Source organism: Asticcacaulis biprosthecium C19 (assembly GCF_000204015.1).
GTDB classification, from domain to species: Bacteria; Pseudomonadota; Alphaproteobacteria; order Caulobacterales; family Caulobacteraceae; genus Asticcacaulis; species Asticcacaulis biprosthecius.
In genome coordinates, this window is the sequence record NZ_GL883080.1 from 18,133 (window position 1) to 33,144 (window position 15,012).

The window sequence follows — 15,012 nt, forward strand, 5'->3', positions numbered from 1 at the left end:
AAAAAAGGCGGGTATTGCGTCTTCATAAATGAAGGTCCGGGGACGGACCGACCGGCGGCCAGGGGCTTCTTTTAGCGCAAACCCTTGTCCGGCCGTGCTTTGCAGTGGGAACGGACATGGTCAACTATATCGGTACCGAGAACGACGACACCTTTTCCGGCGCGGGCGGTGAGGATAGTGCCCACGGCAATGACGGCAATGACACCCTGTCCGGCGGCGAAAACCGCGACTACCTCCATGGCGATGGCGGTAACGACAGCTTGGTTGGCGGTGAATGGGGCGATTACCTCTATGGCGGCACCGGCAACGATACCCTGGTCGGCGGCGTCGGCGTAGACGTTCTGCACGGTGGTGAGGGCGACGACCGCTTCGTCTTCACCTTCGGCGACAGCACGGACTGGGACTATATCCGCGTCTCGGAAGGCAGCGTCGGCGACAATGATGTCATCGAAATCCTTGGAGATGTTTCGATTGACGATGTGACTTTCGAACTGGCCCAGGGCTATACGCCTGGTTTCGGTTACGGCTATGTCAACCTGATCATCCGCTACGGCGGTGAGGGTGACGACGAAAACGTCATCGTGCTTGAAAATCAATTCAATGATGACGTTTGGGGGACGACCGGCTCACCCCAGATCCAGAGCCTGATTATTGGCGGCCAGACCTACAGCCTGACGGGTGGGCTGGCGCTGACCGGCCATGACTGGTCTGACAACATGCAGGGGACCTCCGGCGACGACACCATGAGCGGCTTGCTGGGTTACGACACGCTGCGCGGGCGCGACGGTGACGACCAGATCGATGGTGGCGGCGACTACGACAACCTTTACGGTGGTGACGGTAACGACACTCTGACGGGCGGCGGCGACAGTGATGATCTTTTTGGTGAGGCCGGCAGCGACCGTTATGTCTTTGCAGCGGGTGACGGCCATGACCGCGTTCATCTGTCGGACGGCGGTGGCGCCGACACCGAAGTCGTCGAGATCACGGGCGATGTCGACTACAGCGATATCTCATTCCAGCGCGCTTACAACTACGACAATTCGCTTGGCTATGGCTACTACGACCTGATCATCCATTACGGTGAGACCGACAGCATCCAGTTGATCGGGCAATTCCGCAACCGCGTCACTGACACCACGGACTACAATACCGTCACCACCCTGATTGTCGGCGGCATCTCCTATGGTCTGAACCTGGCCGACTGGCATTTCCGCGGCAGCGAAGCCTACGACGATCTGCAGGGTTTTGACGGCAATGACACGATCGAAGGCTTTGACGGCGGCGGCAGTCTGCTCGGTCATGACGGCAATGATAGTCTGACCGGTGGCTTAGACGGCGACAACATGCTGGGCGGTGCTGGCAATGACACCTACGTCATCACAGGCGGGCAAGACACGATTGGCGGGGACGAGGCGGGCGATGCCGACGTTGTGACCTTCGCGGTAGCGGTCGCCCTGCCGTCGATCTGGGCCGAACGCACGTTCGAATATGACGCCGTCCTGGGCTATGTGAACAGCGGTCTGATCCTGCACTACGGCAATGACGGCGATTCCGTCTATTTCGTCGGGCATTTCCTCAACGAAATGAGCGGGACGACCGACTACGCCCAAAAGTCGGAACTCATCATCAACGCGACCCCGTTCAGCCTGCTGGGCGGGCTCAACTTCCTGGGCACGAGCTATCACGACGACCTGCTGGGGACCCAATCCGGCGATATCCTGTCGGCCGGCGAAGGCAATGACACGCTGACGGGCGGCCTGGGCGACGATACCCTGACGGGCGGCCTCGGCAATGACAGTCTGGCGGGTGGCGACGGCACGGACGTCGCACGCTTCGACGGCTTGGAATCCGACTATGCGGTGTCCGAGGAAACCATCGAAGGCGTCGTATACACCTATGTCGCCGACAACCGCGACAATGCACCGGGCGGGATTGATACCTTGACCGGCATTGAGACCCTTCAGTTTTACACGCCCGATCCGGCCGACGGTCCCGTTGCCATTATTGGCACGAACGGCAGCGATACCCTGACAGGCGGCGCCTTCAACGACACCGTCTATGGCTATGATGGCAACGATGACGTGAGTGGTCTGGCTGGCAACGACAGTCTCAGTGCCGGAAGCGGTGACGACAGCCTGGACGGTGGCGCCGGCAACGATGTGCTGAATGGCGGCAGCGGGCTGGATGTCCTGAACGGCGGCGACGGCGACGACGTCATCACGGACGAGGAGGGGGCCAGCGCGGTCGATGCCGGGGGCGGAAACGACTACGTCACCGCGTCGGGTTCCATCTCGGGCGGCGCCGGCGACGATTCACTTTACAGCGCCAACTACGGCACGGCCGGCGACACGATTGACGGCGGCGAAGGCAACGATACCGTCGACGCCAGCGAGAACAACAGCGACTCTGCAAACCTGCTGACCGGTGGCCTGGGTGACGATTACCTTACTGGCGCGGACTATGACGACGATATCTCCGGTGGCGACGGCAACGACGCTCTGTACGCGGGGAACGGCGCCGATACGCTGACCGGCGGCGAAGGCAATGACTACATCTCGACCTCGGATGGCGATGACGTGATCAACACCGGCCTGGGCGACGATACCGTCTACAGCTCGGGCCGCAGTAACCTGACCACCGGCGACGGCAACGATTACATCAACGGTAACGGTGCGGTCGATGCCGGTGCCGGCGACGACACCATCTATGGCTACAACGGTTCGGACGCCGCAGGCGACAGCGTCAGTGGCGGCGACGGCAACGACTACATTCAGGCGACCTCCTACAATACCGACAGCGCCAACACGATCGATGGCGGAGCCGGCGACGACAGCATCCAGGGCGGCAATAAGGCCGACATCATCACCGCAGGTTCCGGCGATGACACCATCTATGGCGGTGACGGCAACGACGCGATCGACGGCGGTCTGGGCCTGGATTCCATCTCCATGAACGGCAACTATGACGATTTCGCCGTTATCTATGACGACGTGACCGACAGCTATACGATTACCGACACCCGTGAATGGTCGGATGCCGGCACCGACACCATCACCGGCGTCGAGATCATCTCCTTCTATGACCGCGCCATCACCGGCGAAGGCAAGGTCTTCGTCGGGACCAGTGATGCCGACAACCTGAACGGAACCGGTGCTAACGACACGATCACGGCGCTGGAGGGCAACGACTATCTTTACGGCAATGGCGGCGCGGATTCCGTCGATGCCGGCGCCGGCGACGATACCTTCTATGGCAGCAGCGGCGACGACACGGTCCTTGGTGGTGATGGCGCCGACAATATCGACGCCGGTCATGGTAACAACAGCATCTCGGGCGGTGCCGATAACGACTATATTTACCTTCAAAACGGCAACGACACGGCCGAGGGCGGCAGCGGCGACGACTATGTGTACGGCGGCCGCGGCAACAACAGCATGTCCGGTGGTGACGGCAATGACAGCCTGTACGGCGCGGGGGCGCTGGATGGCGGCGAGGGCAACGATTATCTCGACAATTACGGCTGGTCGTCCTCGAGCACCTTAGGCGCGACCCTGACCGGTGGCGCGGGCAATGACAGCCTGTATGGCAACGAGAACAACACCGACAGCGCCAATGTGATGTCGGGCGGCGACGGCGACGACTATATCAGCGGCGCCAATGCCGACGGCGACAATGTCATCGAAGCCGGCTCCGGCGACGACACCATCTATTCCGGTGACGGCAATGATACGATCGATGCCGGTCTGGGCTTCGATTCCGTCATCATCCAGTCCTATATGGAGTATTTCACGCTGGACCGTGATGACGTGACCGGTGTTGTCACCATCACCGACAACCGTTCGGGAATGAACGGCGCGACAGACGTCATCACCAATGCCGAGGTCATCCAGTTCTATGACGGAGAAGCCGTTTTTGACGGTGAAGTCATCGACGGTACGGCTGATTCCGAGCAACTGGTCGGGACCATAGCCGACGACACCATCACGGCGTTCGATGGCAATGATACGGTCTATGCCGGTGGCGGCGAGGACAGTGTCGACGCCGGTGAGGGCGAAGACTATGTCAGTGGTGGCGGTTCGCACGACACCGTCACCGGTGGCGGCGGCAATGACCAGGTCTATGGTGAACTGGGCGACGATTCGATCAGCGGCGGAACCGGCGCCGATACCCTGTACGGTGAGGACGGCGATGATACCCTCAGCGGCGGCGATGACGCCGACTTTATCGATGCTGGCTACGGCGATGGTAATTCCGTTACTGGGGATGCCGGCAACGATACCCTGTATGGCGCAGGAACGCTGGACGGCGGCGACGGCGACGACCATGTCCAGACCAACTACTATTACTGGGGCGGCTATACTGCAGTGGGCAGCCACCTGATCGGCGGTGACGGCAACGATACCCTGGTCGGCCATTCCGGCAATTCTGGTGAAGGTGGCGTCTCTTCGGCCATTACGACCCTGCCCAACACCCTGGAAGGCGGCGAGGGCAACGACTCGATTACCGGCGGCAGCCATGAAGATATCATCACCGGCGGCGCCGGCGACGATACCATGGTCACCGATACCGGCAACGATACGGTCGACGGCGGTGCTGGCAACGACATCGCCGTCATTTCGGGCAATCGCGCTGACTTCACCCTGGAGCGCGTTGGCGACACAGTCACCCTGGTTGATCTACGGAACGCCTATGAGGGCGAGACCAAGATCATCACCGGCGTCGAAACTCTGCGCTTCGACGACCAGGACGTCACCAACGAGATCGAAACCATCAACGGTACCGAAGACGGCGAAACCATCGCCGGCACCGCGGCCGGTGAAATCATCCTGGCGCTGGGCGGCAACGATTCCGTCACCGCCGATCAGGGCGACGACAGCGTCGAAGGCGGCGGCGGCAACGACACGGTCTACGCTGGCAATGGCGCCGACACGATCGACGGCGGCGCCGACAACGACCTGCTGTACGGTGAGAGCGGCAACGACTCGTTGTCCGGCGGCATGGGCAACGACACGGTCGAAGACTATAGCGGCGTCAACACGATGTCAGGCGGCGCGGGCAGCGACAGCCTGACCGGCGCGGGCACGCTGGATGGCGGCGATGACAACGATACACTCAGCGCCTACTATGCCGGCCAGGCCGTCACCCTGCTGGGCGGGGCCGGGGCCGACCTGATCTACAGCTCGGGCGCCAGCGACTCGGTCGACGGCGGCACCGGCGACGATACGGTCCATGTCTATGGCGGCAATGATACCGTCGTCGGCGGCGACGGGCGCGATACCCTGGTCATCGCCGCTTACCGCAGCGAGTTCAGCGTCAGCTATGACGAAGGCACGGGCGTCATCACGCTCACTGACCTGCGCGTCGGCTCGCCGTGGGGCACCAAGACCCTGACCGGAATCGAAATCCTCAGCTTCTACGATGATATCGTCAGCACGCCGCTGAACACCGGCAGCCCCGTCACTGGTACGGCTGTGTCGGAAACCCTGGCCGGTACGTCCGGCGACGACACCCTGTCGGGCCTGGAAGGCGCCGACACCATCACCGCCGGTATCGGCAACGACTCGGCCGATGGCGGCGACGGCGCCGACATCATCTATGGCAGCTACGGCGAAGACAGCCTGTCGGGCGCAGAGGGTAACGACACCCTCTATGGCGAAACCGGCCAGGACGAGTTGAGTGGCGGCACCGGCAATGACTATCTCGCCGGCGGCAATGGCAATGACACCGCCGATGGCGGTGACGGCCAGGACCAACTGTACGGCGAGGCCGGCGACGACTCGACGTCGGGCGGCGACGGCAACGATTACGTGAACGACACGACCGGCGACAACACGCTGGCGGGCGGTTCGGGCAGCGACACCTTGGTCGGTTCGGGCTCCTTGTCCGGCGGCGAGGGCGACGACCAGGTCACGGTGGCGGGCGAAGGCTACGGCGATGCCGGTAACGACAGCGTCGACGGCGGCGCGGGCGCGGAATCCCTCTATGGCGGGGCTGGTGACGACAAGCTGCGGGGCATGGCAGGTGCCGACCTGCTGGACGGCGGCGACGGCAACGACATCCTGTTGGGTGACAGCGCCCAGGACGGCAACGACACCATCGCCGGCGGCAGTGGCTACGACGTCGCCATCTATTCCGGCAATGCTTCGGATTACACCATTTCGACGGTGGGCGGCGTCACCACGGTCACCGACAACCGGCCGGGCGCACCCGAAGGCAGCGACGAACTGACCGGAGTCGAACTGCTGATGTTCGACGATGGCGAGTACGAACTGATCGCACCGGCGGCTGGCGTGGTCGTGATCGGTACTGGGGCTGACGATGTCATCCCGGGACCCGTGCCGTTCAACGCGCTGGACCTGACCGGCAGCGACACCATCGATGCCGGTTCCGGCGGCGACCAGGTCGAGGCAGGATCAGGCCATGACGTTGTGCTGGGACGTTTGGCCAATGACGTTCTGAACGGCGAATATGGCAACGACACCCTGATCGGTGGCTCTGGCGACGACACCCTGCTTGGGGCGACGGGCAATGACGTGCTGTATGGCAGCGACGGCGCGGCCGGTGGTTACAGCGATGATGCCGACGGCAATACCGACGGCCATCCCGATTTCGATCGCGACAGCCTGGACGGCGGCGCCGGCAATGACACCCTGATCGGTGGCAATGGCGAAGACCGCCTGACTGACTGGGCCGGCAACAACCTGCTGCAGGGCGGCGACGACGGCGATGTCCTGATCGGCAACGGTACGCTGGAGGGCGGCGCTGGCGGCGACCAGATCACCGGTACCGGCAGCCTGAAGGGCGAGGCCGGGGCCGACACCATTGCTGCCTATGCCGGCGCGACCGCCGAAGGTGGCGAGGGCGGTGACTATCTCTATGGTGCCGGTGGATTCGACGGCGCGCAGACCTTGCTGGGCGGTGCCGGCAGCGACACGATCGCGGCCAACTGGGGCGATGACAGCGCTGCGGGCGGCGAAGGCGACGACCAGATCACCGGCTACTACGGCAATGATACGCTGAGCGGCGACGCAGGTAACGACACCCTCAGCGACAACAGCGGCAGCAACAGCCTGTCGGGCGGCGCCGGCAACGACCTGGTGAGCGGCGGCGACGATAACGATACCCTCAGCGGCGGCGTCGATGACGACACCCTGACCGGCGGCCTGGGTAACGACGTCATCGACGGCGGCGATGGTACGGACGTGACCGGCCTGTCGGGGAATCGTGCCCTCTACAGCGTCATCCGCGATGGCGCCGGCGGCTACTACGCCGTCAACAACCGCGGCACGGATGGCAGCGACCACCTCACGGCGGTGGAAATTGTCCGCTTTGCCGATAGCGACCTGGTGGTCTCGGCCGGCAATACCGGCACCATTATCACCGGCAGCGGCGATGTCACCCTGACCGGCAGTGCTTACGACGACAGCATCATGGGCGGCGCGACGGCAGAAGACATCGCAGCCGGAGCTGGCCAAGACATCGTCAGCGCCGGCAGTGGGGCCGATACGGTCATCGGCGGCGACGGCTTCGACGTCCTGGACGGCGGTGCCGACAACGATAGCGTCTCGGGCGATGCCGGTGAGGACACGATCCTCGGGGGTGACGGCAATGACGTCGTCGACGGCGGCGGCGATGCCGACACCTTGAACGGCGGCGACGGCGACGACACCGTCTCGGGCGGTGCCGGCAACGACACTATCAGTGGTGGCGCCGGAACCGACCTGCTGGACGGCGGCCTCGGCAACGATACGATCAACGGCAATGGCAACCTGTCAGGCGGCGACGGCAACGACTCCCTCTCCGGGACTGGGCAACTGTTCGGCGATGCCGGCAACGACACCGTTGTGGCGTCGTCAGGCACCGCCGATGGCGGCGAAGGCCATGACGCCGTTTATGTCAACGGTGGCACCGGTCGCGGCGGCGAAGGCCACGACACACTGTACGGCCAGTCGTCCGACGACTATCTCGATGGCGGCCTCGGTGAAGACCAGCTTTATGGCTCCAGCGGCGCCGACACCCTGATCGGCGGCCAGAACAACGACACCCTCAGCGGTGGTGGTGGCAACGACGTCATCTATGGCGGTTCCGGCTCCGACCGCGCCTACTTCAGCGGCTACATCGCCGGCTACGTCATCGACAATGTCGCGGGCCACATCACCATTACCGGCGGCGCTTACGTCATCACCTATGACGTCGACGGCGATGGCTTTGTCACCGGCGAGATCGTCGTCAATGGTCCCGATGGTTCGGACACCCTGTTCGGTGTCGAAGCCCTGGTGTTTAGCGATGTCGAACTGGCCGTGCAGCCCTACAGCAATGTCGGCCTGGTGCTGAACGGCACTTCGGGCGACGACATCATCTTCGGCGACATCGGCAACGACACGGTCACCGGTAACGGCGGCCATGACCGCCTGATCGGCGACCAGGGCGATGACAGCCTGTCGGGCAACGACGGCAATGACGTTCTTTACGGCGATGGCGGCAATGACAGCCTGAACGGCGGCGCTGGCCAGGATCATATCTATGCCGGTGAAGGCGCCGACAGCGTCACGGCCGGAGACGGCAACGACACGGTCGATGGCGACCATGGCGGCGATACCATCGCTGGCGGTCTGGGCGATGACAGCCTCATCGGCGGCACGGGCAACGACACTGTGGCGGGCGAAGGCGGCAACGACACCATTTCCGGTGACGCAGGCACCAACCAGTTGGCCGGAGGCGAAGGCGCCGACTATATCACTAACAGCGGCGACGGCACCGCGACCGGTGATGCCGGCAACGACTACCTGTGGGGCAACGGTGCGCTGAGCGGCGGCACCGACAATGACATCATCTATGCCTGGAACCTGGGCCAGGGCGATGGCGGCCATGATGCCCTTTATGTCGTCCATGGCGGCACCGGCGAAGGCGGCGAAGGCAACGATACCCTGGCCGGTTGGGATCCCTATTACGCCGATGGCGTGCAGACCCTGGACGGCGGCGCCGGCGACGACGTCATCGCTGGCAACCACGGCGATGACAGCTTGTCGGGCGGCACCGGCAACGACACCGTCAACGGTGGCACGGGCGACGACTCGGTCGATGGTGGTGAGGACAACGATCTGCTGGTCGGCGCGGGCGGCAATGACAGCCTGGCCGGCGGCCTGGGCAGCGACACGGCTGCCTATGACGGCGACCGCGTCTACTACTCGGTTATCCAGGATGGTGTCGGCGGCTATTTCACCGTCGCCAATCGCTCCGGTGAAGGCGAAGACGCCCTGGATGGTGTCGAAACGGCAGCCTTTGCCGACGTGAACCTGGCCCTCAATTCGGGCACAGCCGGCGAAATCCACACCGGTGACGCCGATGGCAACAGCCTGGCGGGCGGCGGTCTCGACGACAGCCTGGTCGGGCTGGGCGGGGACGACACCGTGTCGGGCGGCAATGGCAACGACATCGTCCGTGGTGGCGATGGCAATGACAGTGTATTGGCCGGCAGTGGCTACGATGTCGTCTATGGCGACGCCGGCGACGACCATGTCGACGCGGGCACTGGTGAAGACCAGGTCCGCGGCGGTGATGGCAACGACACTGTACTGGGCGGCGATGACAACGACACCGTCTATGGCGATGGTGGCACGGACAGCCTGTCGGGCGGCGACGGCGCTGATGCCCTCTACGGCAACGGCACGATCAGCGGCGGCACCGGCAATGATTTGATCCACGGCTCCGGCACCCTGTCGGGCGACGACGGCGCCGATACCATCGAATTGACCGGTGCGGCCCAGGTCTTTGGCGGTGATGGCAACGACACCATCTCCGAAATCTGGCCCTACTTCGCCGACCAGAGTGTCTCCGGCGAGGCCGGTGATGACGTGCTCAACAGCGGCTACGGCAATGATACGCTGAGCGGTGGCATCGGCAACGATACGCAAGGCGGCGGCGAGAACGACGACAGCCTGGCGGGCGACGACGGCGACGACCTGCTGGACGGCGGTAATGGCTACGACCGCGTCGAAGGCGGTGACGGCAACGATACCATCCACGGCGGTGGCGGCGATGACCGCATGTTCGGCAATGCCGGCAACGACGCCTTCTACGCCGAAGGTGGCAACGACAAGATCTATGGCGGCGGCGGAGTCGATGTTGCCCACTTCAGCGGCAATCGCAACGACTACACCATCGTCGAGGACGGCGGCGTCATCATCGTCACCGACAACCGTGGTGGCACACCGGAGGGCCAGGACACCCTGTACGGCGTCTATACACTGGTCTTTGCCGATGGCGATTACCAGGGCGTGCCGAACTACGGCTATACTTATACCGGCAGCACCGGCAACGACACCATCAGCGATCATTCCAGCGACGATGTGACGTCCGATCGGCCGGGTTCTAACGATGCCAGCTCGGGCGACGACACCATTTGGGCCGGCGCGGGCAATGATTCGATCTCCGGCCTGGCCGGTGGTGACGAAATTCACGGCGAGGACGGCAACGACACCGTCGAGGGCGGTACCGAGCCCGATCTGGTCTATGGCGAAGCCGGCGACGACCTCCTCAATGGCGGCGACGAAGACGACCGCCTCGACGGCGGCGACGACAATGACGTGCTGAATGGCGGGGGCGGCGAAGATTACCTGCTGGGTGGCGACGGCCATGACAACCTGTCCGGCGGCGATCAGGACGACCTGCTGGACGGCGGCGCCGGCAACGACACTGTGAACGGCAATGCCGGCGCGGATACGGTCCTGGGCGGCGAGGGCGCCGACCTGGTGGTTGACAGCCAGGGCGACAATCTGCTGTCCGGCGGTGGGGGCAACGACATTGTCAGCGGTACGGGCGACCTGCGCGGCGACGATGGCGACGACGTCCTGACCGGTTCGGGCACGGGCTCGCTGGACGGCGGTGACGGCAACGACACCGTCTCCGGTTCCGGCACCCTGGGTGGTGGCGCGGGCGACGACGTCATCAACGGCAGCAGCGCGGCCGACAGCATCAACGGCGGTGACGGCGATGATACTGTCAACATCGCCGGCAGCCGTGCAGGCTATGCTCTCGTGGCCGATGAGGGCGATTACCTGCTGATCCGCCTCAGCGATGGCGTGACCGATACCATTACGGGCGTCGAGCACCTGATCTTCGGCGACGGCGAAGCCGCCTTGACCGGTGGCGATGTCGTCGACGGCACCACAGCTTCGGAAGCGCTGACGGGTTCGGCGAATGACGACCTGATCACCGGTGGCGAGGGTGGCGACACCATCCTCGGACTCGGCGGCAATGATGTCATCATCTCCGGCGACGGCGACGACAGCCTCAGCGGTGGCATCAGCGGCAACGACAGGATCGAGGCCGGCGACGGCAACGACACGGTCGATGGCCTCAGCGGTGATGACATCGTCCTGGCCGGTGCCGGTGACGACCTGGTCCTGGGCTATGACGGCAACGACACCCTGTCCGCCGGTTTCGGCAATGACACGCTGGAAGGGGCGCAAGGCGCGGACAGCATCGACGGTGCAGACGGCAACGACATCATCGAGGGCGGCGACGACGCGGACGCCATCACGGCGGGCCTGGGCAACGACCATGTCTGGGGCGATGCGGGCAGCGACGTCATCGACGCCGGCGGCGGCAGCGACACGATCGAAGCCGGCAGCGGCGACGACACGGTCAGCGGCGGTGCGGGCGACGACACCCTGACTGGCGACGACGGCAACGACACGCTCAGCGACACCTCCGGCACAAACTGGCTGGACGGCGGTTCGGGCAATGACGCGCTCAACGGGACCGGCACAGTCGATGGCGGCACGGGCAACGACAACATAACGGTCACCGGCGTCGGCAGTGGCGGAGACGACAACGACACCCTCTCGGGCAGCGGAACCCTGTCGGGCGACGCAGGTGATGACCTGATCAGCGCCGGTTCGGGCAACGACACGCTATCGGGCGGGCTCGGCAACGACACGGTTTCAGCCGGTTCGGGCAACGACGACGTCACCGGCGGTGACGGCGGTGACGTCCTGACGGGCAGCTTCGGCAACGACACTCTGTCCGGTGGCGACGGCACGGATACGGCGGTCTACGCCGGTCCGCGCGACCAGTACACGATCGTCTCCGACGAGGCCGGCGGCTACATCATTGTCGACAACTTCCCGGAGAACGGGGACGAAGGCACCGACCATTTCTCGGGCGTCGAGTACCTGCAGTTCGCCGACCAGTTGATTGATGTAACGGCGTCGAACTTCGGCATCATTATCGACGGCAGCGCGATCGCCGACGACAAGACCGGCACCTCGGGCAATGACTTCCTGCGCGGCTTCGGTGGCCAGGATAGCCTGACCGGTCTCGACGGCAACGACACCCTGATCGGTGACGATGATGGCGACTCCCTGACGGGCGGCGCGGGCAGCGATGTGCTCAATGGCGGCTCGGGAATCGACACCCTGATCGGCGGCAGCGGCGACGACACCTATGTCATCGACGACAATAGCGACCTGATCACGGAAGCCGGCAGCGCCGGCACCGACCTGGTCCTGTCCGACGCGGCCGACTACGTGCTGGCGGTGAACGTCGAGAACCTGAACCTGCAAGGCCCCGGCCATATCAATGGCACCGGCAACGCCCTGGCCAACATCATCACTGGCAACAGCGGCAATAACGTCCTGACCGGCGGTGCGGGTGACGACACGATCACCGGTGGGCTGGGTAACGACACCGTGGCCTTCAGCGGCGCCCGCAGCGCCTATGACGTCACGGTCTCGGGCGGGGTCTATACCGTCCATGGTCCGGATGGCACCGAAACGGTCAGCGGCGTCGAATATATCCGCTTCGCCGACGGTACCTTCGAGATCTCTGCTGTCTTGCAAGTGGCACCGGTTGCGGCCGACCAAGCCATCGGCGGCGGCATCGAAGACGAGGCTATGGCGGGCACCGTCACGGCCACCGATGGTGACGGTGATACCTTGACGTACGCCATCGTTGCCGGTCCGGCACACGGCACGGTCACCGCCTTCGATCCTGCGACAGGCGCCTTCACCTACACGCCGGACGCTGGCTACTACGGTACCGACAGCTTCACCTTCCGCGCCAATGATGGCTTCGAAGACGGCAATATCGCTACGGTCAGCTTGACCCTGAACCACCTGATTGCGGGCACCAGCGGAAACGACAGCCTGGCTGGTTCCGGTCTGGATGAAGTGTTGCGCGGGCTGGGCGGGCACGACAGCCTGGACGGTGGTGCAGGTATCGACACCCTGATCGGTGGAGACGGCAACGACACCTATGTCATCGCGGATAGCGATACGGTCGTGGAAGCCGCAGACGCGGGCAGCGATACGGTCGAAGCCTCGATCACTTACAACCTGGGCACCAATGTCGAAAACCTGACCCTGACCGGTTCGGCCAATATCAATGGCACAGGCAACGCCGGCGACAACGTCGTCACCGGCAACACTGGCGTCAACGTCCTGACGGGCGGCCTGGGCAACGATACCTTCTGGGTCCAGAACGCGACGGACACTGTCGTCGAAGCCAATGGCGAAGGCAATGACCTGATCGTCGCCTCTGTCAGCTACAGCCTAGTTGGCCGCTATGCTGAACGCCTGAGCCTGACAGGTTCGGACGATTTGACCGCCACCGGCAACGGCCAGTTCAACGCCCTGAACGGCAACGCCGGTCATAACCTGGTCGATGGTGGCGCCGGCAACGACACCATGGCCGGCGGAGCGGGCAACGACACCTTCGTGGTCAACACGACGGGCGACGTCGTCAATGAAAACGCCGACGAAGGTACGGATACCGTGCGGTCTTCGGTGACCTTCACCCTGGGCGCCAACCTCGAAAACCTTGTCCTGACGGGCCTGGCCGCTGTTAGCGGCACGGGCAACGGGCTGAACAACAGCCTGACCGGTAATATCGCGGTCAATATCCTGACGGGCGGCGCCGGTGACGACACCTATTACATCCAGACCGTCGGCGACACCGTCGTCGAAGTCTCGGGTGAAGGCAACGACCTGGTGGTCTCATCGGTCAGCTACGACTTGAACGGACGCCATGTCGAGACCCTGACCCTGACAGGCTCGGCGAACATCGACGGCACGGGCAACTCGCTGGCCAACATGCTGAACGGCAATGCCGGCAACAACCTGTTGGATGGCGGCGCCGGCTACGATACCTTCGCCGGCGGCGACGGCAACGACACCTACATCGTCAACCTGTCGTCTGAAATCGTAACCGAAGGGCTGAACCAGGGCACCGACACAGTCCTGTCGTCGGCGACCTTTACCTTGGGCGATCACCTCGAAAACCTGACCCTGACGGGCACTGCCAATATCCGGGCGACCGGCAATGGGCTGAATAACGTCCTGACCGGCAATGACGGGATCAACATCCTGACCGGCGGCCTGGGTAACGACAGCTACTATGTCCAGAACAGCACGGACGACGTCGTCGAAAACAACAGCGAAGGCAGCGACTTGATCCTGTCTAGCGTCAGCTACAACCTCACAGGCCGCTTTGTCGAAACCCTGCAATTGACGGGGGCCGGCAATATCGACGCCACCGGCAACAACCAGGTCAATACCCTGATCGGCAACGGCGGCAACAATACGCTGAACGGCAAGGGTGGGGCGGACATCCTGACTGGCGGTCTGGGCGCGGACATCTTCCTGTTCGAAGCCGGCAGCCGCGCAGATACGGTGACCGACTTCAGCGGCAGCGATGGCGACAGTGTCAACATCAACGCCTACACTCACGGTATCGCCAATACTGGCCTGGTGACCCAGGTCGGCCTGGATACGGTCATCACCCTGGGTGGCGGCAATGTCATCACCTTGCAAGGTGTCAACACAGCCGACGTTCTCGGACATATCGTCTGGTAGTTTGGCGAGCGTAAGATTCTGCACGGAATGCCCGGCTGCCAAAGGTAGCCGGGCATTTTTTCATTCAATTCCGGCTGCATCCAGTGGCCGTTCCCCTGTTCAGGGGATGCGGGATCGATTGGGTTACAGCATTTGTAAATATTAAGCGTTTGTT

General features: G+C 63.7%; 1 protein-coding gene. It reads left to right on the forward strand.

From position 1 onward, the window contains the following. Positions 1-116 precede the first annotated feature (116 nt). A complete protein-coding gene (locus tag ABI_RS18765; RefSeq protein WP_040309736.1) occupies positions 117-14,858 on the forward strand; it encodes a beta strand repeat-containing protein in 14,742 nt (4,913 codons plus the stop codon). Positions 14,859-15,012: the final 154 nt, after the last annotated feature.